Source organism: Kribbella sp. NPDC048915 (genome assembly GCF_040649595.1).
Taxonomy (GTDB): domain Bacteria; phylum Actinomycetota; class Actinomycetes; order Propionibacteriales; family Kribbellaceae; genus Kribbella.
The window spans coordinates 1-16,027 of sequence record NZ_JBEZFT010000051.1 but is presented as its reverse complement, the minus strand read 5'-3'; the positions used below and the strand labels follow the sequence as shown (position 1 = coordinate 16,027).

General features: G+C 68.3%; 17 protein-coding genes and 1 tRNA gene. 9 read left to right on the top strand and 9 right to left on the bottom strand.

The annotated features are described in order from the left end of the window. Nucleotides 1–13 precede the first annotated feature (13 nt). The 3 genes from AB0B82_RS23575 to AB0B82_RS23565 all read right to left on the bottom strand — a co-directional run bounded on the left by AB0B82_RS23575 (nt 14) and on the right by AB0B82_RS23565 (nt 1,974). Nucleotides 14–1,111, bottom strand: a complete 1,098-nt coding sequence (locus AB0B82_RS23575; RefSeq protein WP_360172290.1) for a pilus assembly protein TadG-related protein — start codon at nt 1,109–1,111, stop codon at nt 14–16. Next, nucleotides 1,099–1,521: a TadE/TadG family type IV pilus assembly protein gene (locus AB0B82_RS23570; protein ID WP_360172287.1), complete on the bottom strand. Its 423-nt coding sequence runs from the start codon at nt 1,519–1,521 to the stop codon at nt 1,099–1,101. Before AB0B82_RS23570 ends, AB0B82_RS23575 begins: the two co-directional genes overlap by 13 nt. 264 nt (nt 1,522–1,785) lie before the next feature. Next, nucleotides 1,786–1,974, bottom strand: coding sequence for a Flp family type IVb pilin (locus AB0B82_RS23565; protein ID WP_360172284.1), 189 nt, complete (start codon nt 1,972–1,974; stop codon nt 1,786–1,788). A gap of 408 nt (nt 1,975–2,382) precedes the next feature. Here AB0B82_RS23565 and AB0B82_RS23560 point away from each other — a divergent pair, with 408 nt between their 5' ends. The 3 genes from AB0B82_RS23560 (at nt 2,383) to AB0B82_RS23550 (ending at nt 4,578) form a co-directional block, all read left to right on the top strand. Continuing rightward, on the top strand, nt 2,383–2,958 hold the full coding sequence (locus AB0B82_RS23560) for an A24 family peptidase (RefSeq protein ID WP_360172282.1): 576 nt from the start codon (nt 2,383–2,385) through the stop codon (nt 2,956–2,958). Between the two features lie 191 nt (nt 2,959–3,149). After that, a complete protein-coding gene (locus AB0B82_RS23555; protein ID WP_360172279.1) occupies nt 3,150–3,869 on the top strand; it encodes a response regulator transcription factor in 720 nt (239 codons plus the stop codon). A 10-nt stretch (nt 3,870–3,879) separates the two neighbouring features. Further along, nucleotides 3,880–4,578, top strand: coding sequence for a DUF2064 domain-containing protein (locus AB0B82_RS23550; RefSeq protein ID WP_360172276.1), 699 nt, complete (start codon nt 3,880–3,882; stop codon nt 4,576–4,578). 264 nt (nt 4,579–4,842) lie between these two features. On the opposite strand, the gene AB0B82_RS23545 is transcribed toward AB0B82_RS23550, so the two are convergent. Then, a complete protein-coding gene (locus AB0B82_RS23545; RefSeq protein ID WP_360172273.1) occupies nt 4,843–5,391 on the bottom strand; it encodes an NUDIX domain-containing protein in 549 nt (182 codons plus the stop codon). 57 nt (nt 5,392–5,448) lie between these two features. Then, nucleotides 5,449–6,852, bottom strand: a complete 1,404-nt coding sequence (locus tag AB0B82_RS23540) for a zinc-dependent metalloprotease (protein WP_360172270.1) — start codon at nt 6,850–6,852, stop codon at nt 5,449–5,451. 324 nt (nt 6,853–7,176) lie between these two features. Between AB0B82_RS23540 and AB0B82_RS23535 the strand changes: the two genes are divergently transcribed. Genes AB0B82_RS23535 through AB0B82_RS23515 form a run of 5 tightly spaced genes read left to right on the top strand, consistent with a single transcriptional unit; the run spans nt 7,177 to nt 12,578 of the window. Beyond that, nucleotides 7,177–7,602, top strand: a complete 426-nt coding sequence (locus tag AB0B82_RS23535) for a molybdenum cofactor biosynthesis protein MoaE (protein WP_360172267.1) — start codon at nt 7,177–7,179, stop codon at nt 7,600–7,602. 30 nt (nt 7,603–7,632) lie between these two features. Beyond that, nucleotides 7,633–7,905 carry a hypothetical protein gene (locus AB0B82_RS23530; protein WP_360172264.1) on the top strand — a complete coding sequence of 91 codons (273 nt, stop codon included), beginning with the start codon at nt 7,633–7,635 and terminating at the stop codon, nt 7,903–7,905. Next, nucleotides 7,902–8,939: a PDZ domain-containing protein gene (locus AB0B82_RS23525; protein ID WP_360172261.1), complete on the top strand. Its 1,038-nt coding sequence runs from the start codon at nt 7,902–7,904 to the stop codon at nt 8,937–8,939. Before AB0B82_RS23530 ends, AB0B82_RS23525 begins: the two co-directional genes overlap by 4 nt. Nucleotides 8,940–8,982: 43 nt before the next feature. Next, entirely contained in the window at nt 8,983–9,594 is a 612-nt protein-coding gene (locus AB0B82_RS23520) for a PPA1309 family protein (protein ID WP_360172258.1), read from the top strand. Further along, a complete protein-coding gene (locus AB0B82_RS23515; protein ID WP_360172255.1) occupies nt 9,591–12,578 on the top strand; it encodes a UPF0182 family protein in 2,988 nt (995 codons plus the stop codon). Before AB0B82_RS23520 ends, AB0B82_RS23515 begins: the two co-directional genes overlap by 4 nt. Nucleotides 12,579–12,678: 100 nt before the next feature. Here AB0B82_RS23515 and AB0B82_RS23510 read toward each other — a convergent pair whose 3' ends face one another. Then, the gene (locus AB0B82_RS23510; protein ID WP_360172252.1) at nt 12,679–13,209 is read right to left on the bottom strand and encodes a hypothetical protein; all 531 of its coding nucleotides are present in this window, start codon (nt 13,207–13,209) and stop codon (nt 12,679–12,681) included. 197 nt (nt 13,210–13,406) lie between these two features. Next, nucleotides 13,407–14,372, bottom strand: coding sequence for a GNAT family N-acetyltransferase (locus tag AB0B82_RS23505; RefSeq protein ID WP_360172249.1), 966 nt, complete (start codon nt 14,370–14,372; stop codon nt 13,407–13,409). Between the two features lie 116 nt (nt 14,373–14,488). Between AB0B82_RS23505 and AB0B82_RS23500 the strand changes: the two genes are divergently transcribed. Then, a tRNA-Met gene (locus tag AB0B82_RS23500) sits at nt 14,489–14,562 on the top strand. A gap of 78 nt (nt 14,563–14,640) precedes the next feature. Here AB0B82_RS23500 and AB0B82_RS23495 read toward each other — a convergent pair. Both AB0B82_RS23495 and AB0B82_RS23490 read right to left on the bottom strand, forming a co-directional pair. Then, complete coding sequence (locus AB0B82_RS23495; protein WP_360172246.1) at nt 14,641–14,964, bottom strand: putative quinol monooxygenase; 324 nt, start codon at nt 14,962–14,964, stop codon at nt 14,641–14,643. Between the two features lie 49 nt (nt 14,965–15,013). Then, nucleotides 15,014–15,973: a proline racemase family protein gene (locus AB0B82_RS23490; protein WP_360172243.1), complete on the bottom strand. Its 960-nt coding sequence runs from the start codon at nt 15,971–15,973 to the stop codon at nt 15,014–15,016. Between the last annotated feature and the right edge of the window lie 54 nt (nt 15,974–16,027).

Here is a 16,027-nt window from a genome sequence, read left to right as displayed (position 1 = left end):
TCTGCGGGCGGTACTAGCCGGCGAGACGGATGACATAGGCACCGAAGTCCGGGCCGGTGCCGATGGTGGTGGAGACAGGCACCAGCGCCTGGGTGAAATAGCCGAAGATGCAGGACGGCGTCGTACCGCCGTTCGGGCAGTCGGCCTTCGTGAACGGCGCCGGGATGGTGTCCGTGAGTGGGTTCATGTTGGCGTAGCCGGTCATCACGAACGCCGCGAGTCCGACGAGGTGGTACGTCGCCCCGCTGCCGGTGCCGGAGGTGGTGTCGAAGATCGGGATGAAGATCGTGGTGCCGTTCGTGACGTACGACTGCAGGGCGGCCCGGCAGGCCGCAGTGACGTTCTTGCCGGGGTCGCTGCCGGTGATGTAGCCGCTCTGCGTGAGATCGATCGCCGCCTGGCAGCCGCCGCTGTCACTCAGCCAGCCGAACTCACCAGGCCTACTGAGACCTGCGCAGGTGGGCGCGTTGGGCGCGTCGCGGACGAAGATCCGGGCCATGACGCCGTACGTCGGAGGAGTACCGCCGGTCGCCTGACTCCAGGCGCATTGGGACAGAGTCATTGCGAGTGAGTTGGCGCTTTGGGCGGCAGGTCCCCACTGGGCACGGGCACAGGCGTGAACGGTGTTGCCGGACGCGCCGGCGTTTCCGGCGAGTGCCCGCGCGAAGACCGGTGGCAGCAGGGTGGAGCCACCAGTGGTCCTCGTGGCTGTGCGTACGTCGACGTAGTTCTTCGCCGGTGCCGGCGCCGGGCAGTCCATCGGACCGGATGGTCCAGGGCAGGCCGGCAGGTTCGGGCCGCTGCCACAGACCGAGGTCACGTCCGAGATGCCGTCCTTGGCATTGGCGTTCGCGTAGCCGACCGCCTTTGCCGAGTCGCAGCTGTTGTCCTGGACGCACGTCTTCGCGACGGCGATCGACCCGGCGTCGGCGCCGTTCTGCAGCTCGGCGCGTTCCTGGTACAGCAGGCCGACGTCGACGGTCAGCGCGGCCATGCCGAGCAGGACGCCGGTCGCCATCAGCAGGCCGACGAGCACACCGACCGCGCCGCGGTCGTCGGCCCGGACCATCCGCATCATCGGGCGGATGAAGCGAGGGGTCAGGTTTCGCATGGCATGACCCCCTGAGCCGAGAGCGTGATCTGTCCGCTCATGCCGTTGCCACCGAACAGGCTGACGATGTTGCCCAGACCCGGCGTGAACGTGAAGCTGTACGACGTTTGGACGATGCCGCTGCTGCTCGGTCCGGCGTTCGCCGGGCAGCCCGACGTGATCGCGACGCCGACCGGATCGAGCCCGGCCGCGGCGGCCTGGGTACGGCCCACGACGTTCGGCTGCCCGAGGGCGACCAGTCGCGAGCCTTCCCGCGCCGCCTGGGTGAGCGTCACCTGGGCGTTGAGCATCCGGCCGAAGTCGATGATGCCCAGCACGATCAGCAGCAGCATCGGCAGCAACAGCGCGAACTCGACGGCGGTGGCGCCGCGGTCCGCGCCGCTGCCCCCATGCGTCAACGAGGCCAGCATGCGGCGTACCCGTGCCTGCCGACTGCGAACCAGCCGGCCGTGGTGGGTTCTCCCGCCGGGGGCTGCTCGTCTCGGACACATGAGATCTCCCAGGTTCTGAATACTTCGGGACTGCTTCAGGTACCTCTCGTAGTGCTTTGCCCGCGCTCTGGTCGCGGTGCCTGCCCGTGGGCGATGTGGTCGCGGTGGCGGCCCGGCCGATCGGCCGGGCCGCGCCCCCCACGCAGACGGACTGAGTGATCGGGCAGACCGCGCCGCGCCCGATCAGGGCAGGGCGTCGACGACCTGCTGGAACAGACCGGCGATGGCCGGGCCCAGGACAACCAGGACCCCGATGACGGCGATGGCAATGAACGCCAGGAGCAGGCCGTACTCGACCATGGCCGCACCGCGGTCGTCACGGCGCATCTGCTTGGCGTAGGTCAGCACGGTGGCTGGCAACTGCTTGAGCATGGTGAAACCCCTTTTCTGGCTGGCGGGTTCAGGGACCCACCGGGTGATCGATCGGCGCTGTGCCGGTCGGTACCGAAACAGTGATCGATCGCCGGCCAGGCCCGGCATCGGTCGATCGGCCAGAACGCGCGGACCGGTCGGCTGACATCGCCCGACACCGATGGCCGGGCGGACGACAGGCGTGTCGTCCGTTCGGCTGACGTTGTCGGCTCAGCGGTCAGTTCTGCGGCGTGAACGTTCCGTTCGGTGCGGGTGCGCCGTACCTTGACCCACATGGACGTGACATGGACAGTCGTTGGGGCGACCATCGGGTTTGCGGCCGGCCTGTTGTTGCGGGGCACGGTGTTCCAGTTGTCGGTGGCAACGGGTGAACCGATGCGAACCAGTTGCGCACGGTGCGCCACGCCGGTGAGTGGGCGTTTCGCGATCCGTTGTGCGAGCTGCCGTGGGTGGTTCGGCGTACCGTTCGCCCTCGAACTGACGACCGCGGGAGTACTTGCTCTGGTGCTGTCGCGGTTCGCAGGGCACGCCGATGCTGCCGGTTTTGCGTTCATCGGCGCGCTCGGGGTTGCCTTGGCTGCGGTCGATGTCGCTGTCCAGCGGCTGCCCGACCGGCTGACGCTGCCGCTGTACCCGGGTTTACTGGTGCTGTTTGCGATCGCCGCGGCGATCGAGGGACGACCGGGCAGTCTGCTGCGTGCGTTGCTCGGCTGCCTCGTCCTCGGCGGCTCGTACTTCGTGCTGGGTGTGCTCAGTCGCGGGCAACTGGGGGCGGGGGACGTGAAGCTGGCCGGCGCGATCGGCATCGCACTGGGCTGGCTCGGCTGGCCGACGCTCCTGTTCGGTGCCTCGCTCGGCTTCCTGCTGATGGGTGTGGTCAGCTTCGGGCTGCTGGTCTTGCGCCGGGTCACCCTCCGGCACAGCCTGAGCTTCGGCCCGTTCATGCTCGGCGGCGCGCTGGTCGCGATCCTGACCGCCGCATGAGAACAGCTCGGCCGCGGTCTGCTTCGAACGCCCGTGTAAACGGGTAACCAAGCGCTCAACTACTTGGGTTGGAAAGCACCTTGGGGAATTCCGTAACGGACCGTAGAGTCGCGCCGATCAGCGTTACAGAAGGTGAACGACAGCGATTCTCCAGCTGGGGGGCACAGGAGAGGCAACACGGGGGGGCCACTATGCAGAACTCGATCAAGGTCGTCGTGATCGACGGCCATACGCTGACCAGGTACGGACTGACCCGCCTGGTCGGCGCCGACAGTGACATCGCTGTCGTCGGCGAATGCGGCCTGGCGGCCGAAGCCGCCGAGCTCATCGCCGCCACGCAGCCGGACGTGGTTGTCCTGGACGTCGCCCTCCCCGACGCCGACGGCCTCCAACTGGCCCGCGACCTGCGCGATCGGCACAGCGAACTCGGCATCGTCGTCCTCACCGCCCAAGGCGAGGACGCCGTCCTGTTCCGCGCTCTGGAGACCGGTGTCTCCGCCTTCGTCGACAAGACCGCGCCCAACGCCGAAGTCCTCGGAGCCATCCGCCACGCCGCCGTGGCCGCCTGCTCCTTCACCGCCACCGGCCTGGCCACCGCGCTTGCCCGCGCCGGTCACGCGGTTGCCGCATCCGCGCCGCTGTCAGGCCCCGCCGAACTCCCCGAGCTCGCCGCGGCCGGCAATGTGTCCGCTGCTCTGACACTGAGCCCGCGTGAGCACGAGGTCCTGTCGCTGCTCGCCACCGGCCTGTCCGTGCCGGCCATCGCGGCAACCATGTTCGTCAGCCACTCGACGGCCAAGACCTACGTGTCTCGCATCTACGAAAAGCTGGCGGTCACCAACCGTGCTCACGCCATCATGACCGCGATGCGCCTGGGCCTCCTGAAACCCGAGTTCAGCGCGACCGCCTAGGGTTCGATGGGTGACGGCTGACTCTTATCCAGCTAACTCGCCTATTGCCGGCCCACCCACGGCCGACTCGTCGGCGGAGTCCGCTCCTGCCGACTCTTCTGCCGATCGGCGGGTGGTGGTGGTTGTCGTGCCGGCGTCGGGGAGCTGGGCTCCGCCGGGACGCGATCCGGAGAAGTGGCGGCTAGCGCTCGCCGAGGACACCTACGAGGTCCTCGCCGCACTGGATCGCGTCGAGGTAGCAGTGGCAGTAGCCGGCGGCGACGAGGCCGCAGTCGCCGAACTCGACGAACTCACCTGGCCCGGCACTCCGACGTACGCCGTCGATCCCACCCGCCCCGTCCTCCACGCCGTCGAACTCGCCGGCCCCGCCGCAGCAGTGGTCGCGGTCTCGTACGACGTACCCGACCTCCCCGGCCTCCTGATCGGCAAACTGTTCCGCGCTCTCAGCCACGCCGACATCGCCGTGACGCCGTCCGAGGACGGTTCGCTGGCCGCGATGGGCTTCCAACCGCCCGTCGCCGACTGGCTCGTGGAACTGGCGCCGACGTTCGACACCCCACTCGAGCTGCTCGAGTCCCACAAACCCCGCCGCCATGCCGTGGCCATCGGGCCTGGCTGGCACCGTCTGCGATCAAACGCTGACATAGCGCGACTGGATCCAGGCCTCGAAGGCTGGGACGCGACAAGGTCTGTTCTTCGTCACCCCTGACCCGTCACCTTCGTCCGTCCCGCTCGTTCACCATGCAACGGGGAGCACAACCGGGGGACACCACCGTCGCCGATGCCGTTCAGGGGCGGTACACGTCGACACCCGACCGCACCGGGGAGATGCGGCCGGTCACGGGGGACGCATGACGGGGAAGTTGGGTGGGGCTGTCTGTGGTCGCGGTACGGGGACACGTCCGGGGGATGTGATGGACCGCGCCACAGCGGGAGGGCCCGGAATGTCGGTTGTCCGCGCTCTCCTGTGTGTTCAGGGGTGGGGGAGCGAGAGGTGGCGCAGGGCTTGGGTGGCCAGGGACTTGACCGAGTGGTCGGTGTGGGGTGGGAGGGCGGTGAGGGGGAACCACGCGAGGGCTTCGGATTCGTCGCTGACCGTGTACTGCGTGGTCGTGGCCGTGACCAGGTACTGGACGTCCAAGTGGTAGACGCCGGCGCAGCCGCCCGCTTCCAGGAGGTGGCGGGAGAGCTGGAGGGGCTCGGGGCCGACCGTGAGGCCGGGGAGGCCGGATTCTTCGGTGGCCTCTCGGAGCGCGGCGCCGCTGAGAGTGGTGTCGGTCGGCTCGCAGTGGCCGCCTAGTTGGAGCCATCGGCCAACGGTTTTGTGCAGGGTGAGGAGGGTGTTCTCACCGGCGGCGTCGACGACCAGGGCGCTGGCGGTCACGTGCTCCGGCCGGCAGGTTCGCCACATGCCGTCGGGGTGTACGGCGAGGTGGCGGAGGTAGTGCGTCCGCAGGTCCTCCTGCTCCGTGTTGGGCGCACGCCAGCGTTCCAGGACCGAGACAGCATCCGCATGAAGCATCCCGCAAGTTTCCCCGCCCCCGCCTGAACGCTGACAGGCGGGGGTTCGGTGACCGAACTACTTGCCGGACTCGTCGCCTTTGTCGCCGTCGGGCTGATCCGTCGAAGGCCTGTCGGTCGGGGGCTTGTCGGTCGACGACTGGCCTGCCGATGACTGGTCCGTCGATGACTGGTCCGTCGACGACTCACCGGTCGGCGGCTCGGAGGTCTGCTCGTCGAGGAAGTCGCTGATGTCGAGGTCGGACAGTTCCCCGGCGTGCTGGGCGAAACCGATCGGGTCGTCCAGGTCGGCGGTGCTCGGCATCAGGTCCGGGTGCGACCACAGGTGGTCGCGGCCTTCGACACCGCGGGCGTCGCGGACCGCGGCCCAGAGGTTGGCGGCGTCGCGGAGGCGGCGCGGGCGGAGCTGGAGGCCGACGAGCGTGGCGAACGTCTGTTCGGCGGGGCCACCGGCGGCGCGGCGTCGGCGGACGGTCTCGGCGAGCTGAACCGCGGCCGGCATCCGGTCTTTGGTGGCTTCACGGACGACGTCGTCGACCCAGCCTTCGACCAGGGCGAGGGTGGTCTCGAGGCGGACGAGGGCGGCCTTCTGCTGCTCCGAATCCTCGGGCTCGAACAGCCCGCCGGCCAGCGCCTCCTGCATGGCCTCCGGGTTCTGCGGGTCGATGTCGGCCATCGCGCGCTCGATCTTGCCGGTGTCGACCTCGATCCCGGCCGCGTAGTCGGCGACCGCGGACAGCAGATGCTGGCGCAGCCACGGAACCCCGGCGTACAGCCGCTGGTGCGCGACCTCACGGAGGGCGAGGTACAGCCGGACGTCCTCGTCGGTCAGCCCGAGTCCGTCGGCGAACTTGGCGATGTTGTCCGGCAGCAGGATCGCCTGACCGGTCGGGCCCAACGGCAGGCCGATGTCGGACGAACTCACGACCTCGCCGGCAAGCTCACCGAGGCCCTGACCGACCTGCGCGCCGAAGACCGAACCGCCCAGCTGTCGCAGCATCCCGGCCATCGGGCCCGCGAACTGCTGCGCCTCGGCCGGGAGCGCGTTGCCCATCGCGCCCGCGACGTGCTCGGCGATCGGGTCCACGATCGTCTGCCAGACCGGGAGGGTGTTCTCGACCCACTCCGCGCGGCTCCAGGCAGCGGAAGTGGTGGAGATCTCAGGCAGCGTGGTGGCGTCGTCCAGCCAGTGTTCGGCGAGCCGGACCGCGTCCGCGACCCGATCCCCGTCGGTCGGTGTCATCGATCGGTCGCCTGCGGCGGAGACGGTCTTCCGGGCGATGTCCTTGGCCAGCTCCCAGTTCACCGGCTTGCCGTCGGCGGAACCGCTCAGCATCTGCTGGACCTGGGCGAAGATCGCGTTCAGATCCGGCATACCGCCCTGGCCGGCCGCACCGGAGAACTGCTGGAACATGGCCTCGAACGGCGTGCCCTTGAACGGGTTGTCCGGTTCGTCGCTCATCGGAGGGCCTTCCTGTGCGGTGGGGCGTACAACTCCAACGTACTGGTTCCCGCGACCAGTTCCTCCTCCGCCGAGCCCCTCACAGCCCGTGTTCGCCGCGGGCAGAGCCGCTGATCCGGTGTGCCGGTAGGTGAGGAAAGCAACAGTCCCTCCAGGTGTCCGGCGCAGCACGCACCGCAGCGACGGTACGGCGGAACTCACCGGCCGACGGCCCGGAAAGGGGGAGGTGCTGTACCCGCCGCGGCAGCGACAGGGGAGAATTGCGCTGCGGGGGAAGGAGAGGTGCGCTGTGTGGGCGGGGGAGCTGCCGGGAATGAGGAACGGATGAGCGACGCGATCAGACTGCTGGACATCCGCGACAGCGCGTTGTCCAGTGACGAGGTGCTGGCAGCCGTCGCGGACCCTTCTGCGGGCGGAACTGCGCTTTTCATCGGCACCGTGCGCAATCATGACCACGACAAACCGGTCGAGAGCCTCGGCTACGAGGCTCACCCGGATGCGTTGGAGCACCTGCGGAAGGTCGCACTGCGGATCTGCGACGACCCCGAAGTGACGGCGCTGGCCGCGGTTCACCGGACCGGGGACCTGGAGATCGGCGACGCCGCGGTGATCGTGGCGGTGGCGGCTTCGCATCGTGATGTGGCGTTCGCGGCCTGCCGACGGCTGATCGACGAACTCAAGGCCGAGGTCCCGATTTGGAAACACCAGCGCTTCAGCGACGGTGGCACCGAGTGGGTCGGGGCTCACTGACCCGTACGCTGGGCGCATGAAGGTGGCCCGATGAAGGTGTTGGCGTGGCTGGCGTTCCCGCTGACCGCCACGCTGCTCGCCATGTGCTGGGCCGCCTGGCGCGGGTGGCGCAGCCGCGAGCCGCGCCGTACCGGTGGTCCCTTCGCCTCGGTCGAGGAGTTCCGTCGCTTCAACGCCGCGCTCGCAGCGCCGGGTCCCCGGGCCGTTCCGGAACGTCGCCGCGGCTTCGGTCGTCGTACTCATCAGCCGGCCTCTTCGGAGGTTCGAGGCTCCGGCTCCAAGATCGCAGGGCAGGGTTCGTGACACGTCGTACCGCCACATTGGTCGCTTCGATCGTCGTGCTTGTCGTCTCGCTCGGCCTGGTCACGGCCTTCCCGGTGCCGTTCGTCTCGTTCAGCCCCGGTCCGGTCAAGGACACACTGGGGTCGTCGAAGGACAAGCCGGTCATCCAGATCACCGGTCACGAGACCTTCCCGACCACCGGTCAGCTCGATCTGACCACGGTGTCGGTGACCTCGCCGGATCGCCAGCTGACTCTGCCGCAGGCGATGCGGAACTGGCTCGACCCGCATCACGACCTGTTCCCGCGCGACATCATCTACCCGCCGGAGCAGAGCGCCGAAGAGGTCGAGGAGCAGAACACCGCCGAAATGACCGGCTCGCAGGACAGCGCGGTCGCGGCCGCCCTGCAGGCGGCGAAGGTCCCGTTCCACACCAAGGTGTCGACGGTCGCGGACAAGTCGCCGGCACAGGGAAAGCTCAAGCCGGGTGATCTGGTGCTGGCCGTGGACGGCCAGCCGGTGACGCAGGTCCCGCAGGTCGGTGAGTTCGTCCGCAAGCACAAGGTGGGGGAGAACGTCGTCTTCCTGATCCGCCGGGGCACCGCGGAGCAGACCGTCCAGCTGAAGACGGCCCCGACCCCCGGCGACGAGACCCGACCGATGGTCGGGATCACGATCGGCGTCGACTCGCAGGTGAAGGTGACGGTCAACCTCGGCCAGGACATCGGCGGACCGAGCGCGGGCACCGCGTTCGCGCTGGCCATCTACGACAAGCTGACCCCCGGGCCGCTGCTGAACGGCAAGCACGTCGCCGGCACCGGGACGATCGACGCGCTCGGCCAGGTCGGCGCGATCGGCGGCATCCAGCAGAAGATCGCCGGAGCCCGGGAGGACGGCGCGACCGTGTTCCTGGTGCCGGCGCCGAACTGCGAGGCAGCGCTGCACGCGGACGTGCAGGGCATTCAGCTGGTGAAGATCGGCACATTGACCGACGCGATCGACGCTCTCAAGGCGATCGCGGACGGTAAGGGGGAGGTTCCGTCGTGCAGCCAGTGACACATTTGGACCAACCGGTGAGCCGAAGGGAAGATCTGTCGGCATGGATTCCGTAGGCACCCTGCCGCCCGACGCGCTCAGCCGCGCGGTGATCGAGATCGAGAAGCACGTGAGCAGCGCGGGCTGGGACCAGCCCGCGCAGTTGTTCGCGCTGGTCCCGACCGAGGAACTGCTGCGCGCAGAGCCGCAGCTCGCCGCCCAGCTCGGTGCCGATGACGCGTCCCAGCCGCTGACGCCGGTCGCCCAGGGGGAGCTGCCCGGCGGGGTCGAGGACGAGCATCTCGCCGACACGCTCGGCCGGATCGAGTGGCCCGACGGGGTCACCGGCTGCGCGTTGGCGATCGAGCGGATCGTGCTCCCGGCGGCCGCCGAGTCCGGGCTGGACGACGTGGATTCGGATGCCGAGCTGGCGCGCATGGCCGGCAGCGATCCGCGCCGCCACGAGGTCCGGATGGTCGCGGCCGTGCTGCGTGCAGGCGGCCGGTTCGGCGCCGTCCGGTTGCGCGCGCACGACGAAGACAGCGCGGTGCTGACCGGGGTCGACTTGGTCCCCACGCTGTGCGAAGTACTGTCTTTGACATTCGAACCTTCGGCCGGCAGCCGGTCGGGTGAAGGTCCTGGGGTCGACGGCATGAGCGACGAGGAGAAACCATGAGCGACGGCGTCTACGACATGCCGGAGGAGCCTGCCGCCCGGAGACCACGGCGCAACGGCGGGCGTCCCCGTGCCCTGCTGCCGACGATTGCCACACTGATCGTCCTGCTGATCCTCTTCAGTGTCTTCACCGACGTCTGGACCCAGCGGCTCTGGTATCGGTCGGTGGACCTCGGGTCGGTGTTCAGCACCGTGCTCGGCACCAGGATCCTGCTGTTCTTCGTCGTCGGCCTGCTGATGGCGGCCGCGGTCGTCGCGAACATCATCATCGCGTACCGCACCAAGCCGCGCGTAGCACTCGCGCCGTCGCCCAGCCCGGGCTTCGAGCGGTACGGCGAGCTGCTGCAGCAGCACGCGAAGATCGCCATCGGCGTCATCGGCGGCCTGATGCTGATCTTCGGCGGCTCCGCGGCGTCGGGGGAGTGGAAGACCTTCCTGGCCTGGCGGAACCGCACGCCGTTCGGCGTCACCGACAAACACTTCAACAAGGACATCGCGTTCTTCGTCTTCGACTACCCGTGGCTGCGCGTGCTGCTCGGCTTCGGCTACTCGATCGTGCTCCTCTCGCTTGTCGCCGCGATCATCACCCACTACCTGTACGGCGGTTTCCGTCCGTCGGCCAAGGGACAGAAGGCCTCGGGCGCGGCGCAGGTGCAGTTCTCGGTGCTGCTCGGTCTGCTGGTGCTGCTGAAGGCCTTCAGCTACTGGTTGGACCGCTACGGCCTCACCACCTCCGATGCCCGGCTTTTCACCGGTATCTCCTACACCGGTGACAACGCGGTCCTGCCCAGCAAGGAGATCCTGGCTGTCATCGCGGTGCTGTGCGCCGGTCTGTTCTTCGCCAACGTGGTCCGCCGGACCTGGCTGCTGCCGGGTGTCGGCACGGTCGTGCTGATCCTGTCGGCGATTCTTCTGGGCGCGCTTTGGCCCGCCGCGCTTCAGCAGTTGCGTGTGCGGCCGAGCGAGCCGGTGAAGGAAGCGCCGTACATCACGAAGAACATCGAGGCCACGCGGCAGGCGTACGGACTCGAGAACACGCAGGTCACCGAGTACAACGCGAAGACGACCGCGCGGCCAGAGGAGCTGACCGCGGACGCCGAGGTGTTGCCCGGTATCCGGCTGATCGACCCGACCGTGATCGGTCCGACATTCGAGCAGCTGCAGCAGGTCCGTGGTTTCTACTCCTTCCCGACCGATCTCGACGTCGACCGGTACAAGATCAAGGACAAGGTCAACGACACGGTCATCGCTGTCCGCGAGGTCCAGATCGACCGGCTGCCCGCCGGACAGCGGAACTGGAACAACGACCACACCGTCTACACCCACGGCTACGGCGTCGTCGCGGCGAACGGCAACCAGTCCCAGGGTGGCATCCCGGTGTGGACCGAGAAGGACCTGCCGCCGACCGGTGATCTCGGGGACTACGAACCGCGGATCTACTTCGGCGAGAACTCCCCGGAGTACTCGATCGTCGGCGCCCCCGAGGGCGCGCCGGCCGTCGAGCTCGACACCCCCGAAGGCCGCAAGGGCGGCGATCCGACCTTGAACACCTACGAGGGCAAGGGCGGCGTCCCGATCGGCTCGTTCGCCAACCGGCTGCTTTACGCCACGAAGTTCCGCGACGCCAACATCCTGCTGTCCAGCCGGGTGAACTCCGAGTCGAAGATCCTCTACGACCGCACCCCGCGTGAGCGCGTCGAGAAGGCCGCGCCGTGGCTGACGCCGGACGGGGACCCGTACCCGGCGATCGTCGACGGTCAGGTGGTCTGGATCGTCGACGGCTACACCACCTCGGACAACTACCCGTACGCCGAGAAGGTCGACCTGGACGTCAGCACCCGGGACACCACCACCGGCCGCGGGACGATCGCGCAGCAACCGAGCGAGAAGATCAACTACATCCGTAACTCGGTGAAGGCGGTCGTCAACGCCTACGACGGCTCGGTCGAGCTGTACGAGTGGGACCAGACCGACCCGGTGCTGAAGACCTGGATGAAGGCCTTCCCCGGCACGGTCAAGCCGCGCTCGGACATCTCGCCCGACCTGATGTCGCACCTGCGCTACCCGGAGGACATGTTCAAGGTGCAGCGCGACCTGCTCGCGAAGTACCACGTCCAGGACGCCAGCACCTGGTACCAGAACAGTGACCTGTGGCGCGTGCCGGCCGACCCGACCGCGGTGTCGTCCGCCGGTAGTGACTCGCCTGCTCAAATCGCTCAGCCTCCCTTCTATCTGTCGTTGCGGATGCCGGATCAGAAGGAGCCGAAGTTCTCGCTGACGTCGGTGTACGTACCGAACGGTGAACGAGAGAACCTCACGGCTTTCATGGCGGTCGACGCCGAGGCGACGTCGCCGGACTACGGCAAATTCCGGATCCTGCGATTGCCGGGCAACCTGCAGATCCCAGGTCCGGGGCAGGTGTACAACAAGTTCCAGACCGACGAAGGCATCAGACAGGCGCTGCTGCCGATCAACCAGCCGAACAGCGGTGCGAGAGCGCAGTACGGAAACCTGCTCACGCTGCCGCTCGGCGGTGGTCTGCTGTACGTCCAGCCGGTGTATTCGGTGCGGACCAGCGGTCCGGGTAGTTACCCCGTCCTGCGGTACGTCCTGGTGTCGTTCGGTGAGCGGGTCGCCTTCGGTGGCACGTTGCAGGAAGCCCTGACGAAGGTCTTCAACACCAGCGTCGACACCGGCGAACTGCCACCGGGGACCGAGAAGCCACCGACAACGCAGCAACCGAACCAGACGGTCAAGCAGGCGATCGCCGATGCCCAGGCCGCGTGGAACCGGGCACAGACGGCGCTGAAGAACGGCGACCTTGCTGGTTACCAGAACAACCTCAACCAGATGAAGTCCGCGCTCGACAGAGCTGCGACTGCCGCCGCGGGCACGTCGACCCCGACACCGTCGGCACCACCGTCGGGCGCGCCGACGAACCCACCGGCGACACCGACGAACCCTCCGCCCTCACCGACAGGATGAGCCGGCCGGCCCGGAAACAAGGCTGAGTGCCAGGCCGGGCAGGCAGGACTCCCGGGGCGGCGACACCGACATCACATCGGCGTCGCCGCCCCGTTCGTCGTCAGGGGGTTGGGGCCGGACGGAAGCCGGCGGCGGTGTCGACCAGGTCTTCGTCGGTGAAGCGGTCCTTGTCGATCGTGACCTCGGCCGCGACACCGGGCTCGATGAAATAGAACACCTCGTTGTCCGCGAGCAGACCGTCGTACCCGCCGACCTTGACGGGGACGAGCTGCCACGAGCCGGGCTCCTTCTCCTCGTACTCGACGAGGAAGTCCTTCACGGCCTCGAGATCGGTCAGTCGCTCGCCGCGCAGCGTCTTCACGGTCAGGTCGACCTTGTACGCACCCTCCGGATCCGGCCCGGTCTCCCAGACCCGGCTGTGGAACGACACGTCCTCCCACTCGTACTCGAAGTCGCTCGGGGAGCCGAGACCATCGGGGAGATGCTCGATCACGAAGCCGTCCAAGGTGCCAGCCTTCTGCTCGGGGGAGGGGTGGAGCGCCGAACACGTCGGCGAAGGATCGAATTCCGCTGCTGAGGCAGTGCCCACCGAGAATCCGAACGCGGCCAGCACGACCGCACCTCCGGTCACGATACGACGGGCGGACGGCACGGCTCGGGAACGAAACGACGAACGTGACATGGCTGCCTCCTGAACACCGCGGCGCCTCGCCTGCTGCGAAGCGCCCTTCGTGACCAAGAAGATGCAGCGATCACGCCCCTGCCGAACCGGTGAATTCGCAGCTGTGGAAAACCGAGCGGCCAGAACCTCGATCAGCCAGCGGCAGCTCAGTACCCGATCAGCCGATGCAGCCGGTGGAACGTCTGCCGGAATCCCAACCGCGGCCACGTCCGCGACGACAGCAGGTTCGTCACCCGCCAGTCGGTCACCACCGAGGTGTACCCGGTCTCCGCCGACCACTGCAGCACAGCCTCGCCCAGCGCTCGCCCCGCACCCAGCCCGCGCGCCTCGGGCAGTACGGCCGCGAAGCCGAGGAACCCGGCGTTGTCCGGCTTGGCGAGTCCGCTGTGCAGGCTCGACTTGTCGAGTGCGCAGCCGACAGCCGACCCGATGACCTCACCGTTGTACAAGGCAACGAAGGTCGCGTAGTCAGGGTCGTCGATCGATTCCTCCCAGTCCGCCACCGCTTCTTCCAGCGTCGGCAGTTCGCCGGCCGAGAACACCGGCGAGAGCGCCTGATGACGGGGCAGCGCGAGATCGAGTTCCGCGAGTACGGGGATGTCCGCGCGGACGGGACGCCGTACGGCCAAGCGCGTGGGCGGAGGGAACGGAGCCTCGGGCGCCGGGCGGATCGCATGCGCATGCTGCGAGCCGAACGCCAGCCGGAACCACGCGTCGACCAGCGCCGCGTCATCGGGCACCAGGACGTAATGTGCGATACGCCCCTCGTCGACCCATGTGGTTGCGGCGGCACCGTACAGGTCGCGAATGTGTTCTGGCTCACGAACAGCCTGGCCGGCGGCCTCGGCCCAGATGTTCGGGCCCCACACAGACGACGGCTTGGGTGCGGCCAACAGGTACCCGGTCAGCTCGCCGCCCTCGACCATGACGGCACCGGACGCACCCTCGGTCTCCCACGCCGCCGTGACCTCGATCAGCGCGAAGCGCTCGTCCTCGTAGTCCGCGGGCAGCAGCGGATGCCGCTTGCGGTGCTCCTTGTGCCGCTCGGCGAGCAGCGCGGCCGCCGCCGGCAGATCCGCCTCCTCGAACGGCCGGATGAGGTGTCGAGACATACTTCGGACGGTACGCCGCGATGCCTCCGGGAGGCACCCGATTTCGACGGATCCGAGGCGTACCGGGACCCGATTTGGTTGCTCAGCCCGGATCCTCTAAACTAAAGACACAACGACGCGGGGTGGAGCAGCTCGGTAGCTCGCTGGGCTCATAACCCAGAGGTCGCAGGTTCAAATCCTGCCCCCGCTACGGAAGAAGGCCCGGACCAGGTGGTCCGGGCCTTCGCTTTGTCTGCGGTGTCCTTGTGCAAGGGTGTCCTTGTGCAAGCTACTTGACGGCTAGTTCGCCGAGTTCGGACCAGTCGTCCTGGGGGAGTTTGAAGTTCACGATGCGCGGGGTTTCGACCAGGTGCGGTGGGAGGTGCTCCTGGGCGGCCTTGAAGTGCGCGGACGTGACGTGGTGGGTGGCTGCGTCGTCGTCGGCGAAGGCTTCGACCAGGACGTACTCGTTCGGGTCGTCGAGGGAGCGGGACCAGTCGAACCACAGGCAGCCCGGCTCGGCGCGGGTGGCGCTGGTGAAGTCGGCGGTGATCGCGGGCCAGTCCTCGGCGTACTCGGGCTGCACGCGGAACTTCGCGGTGATGAAGATCATGAACCCAAACCTAGCGGCTCACCGCGAGCTCGGCCGTCGCAATCTGAGATCAGCGCAGCGTGAATCCAGTGCCCAACGGATCCCGCGGATCCAGGCTGAACGTCGCCGTCCCGGTCCGGTACGCCGACCCCGTGACCTCCGTGATCACACCGTCCGGCGTCTGCGAGACCACCCGGCCGAGGAACGTCGTACCGACGATCGAGTCGTGGCGCAGCGTCTGCCCGACACGCAGCCGGCCCTCGTCGTGCAGCAGCGCCAACCGGGCCGACGTACCCGAGCCGCACGGCGAACGGTCCGCCTCCCCGTCCGCGAACACCGCGAGGTTCCGCTGATGCGGCCCGTCCGCACCGTCGCCGAGATCGTCGTAGAGGATCGTCCCGTAGAGCCCACTGAGCCGAGGGTCGGAGGGATGCACCGCCGACGAGTCCAGCGCCCACTTGATCGAGCGGCCCGCGGCGATCAGTTCCGTGTAGCACGCCGGCGTCACCGACAGACCGAGCGCTGAAGCGGGGACCGAGGCGTAGAACGCTCCGCCGTAGCTGATGTCGGCCAGTACGTCGCCACGCGCCGTCGGCACCGGTACCTGACGCCGCAGCACGTACGACGGAACGTTGCGAAAGGCAACACCTCTCGCGGCGTCCACGCGGGCGGTCACCCGCCCGGACGGCACGTCAATGGTGACCTCGGGCCCCTGGACCAGGCCGGTGTCGAGCGCCCACGTCGCGAGCGCGATCGTCCCGTGCCCGCACGCCGTCGAGTAGCCGTCCTTGTGCCAGAACACCACGCCGAAGTCCGCGCCGTCGTCGTCGGCCGGTACGACGAATCCGCCGTACATGTCCGCGTGACCGCGCGGCTCGTTGACCAGCAACTGCCGTACGGCGTCGATCGCCGCGGAGCGCTGCGCGGTGACGCGACGGTCCGCGACCGAGGCCCCCGGAATCTCGACGGAAGTGACGATCCGGAACGGCTCTCCGGCCGTGTGATAGTCCACCACGCTGACGTCGTCCACAAGCAGCACCCTAAACAGACAAAGCCGCTGCCTGCCCCACAGTGTGGGGCAGGC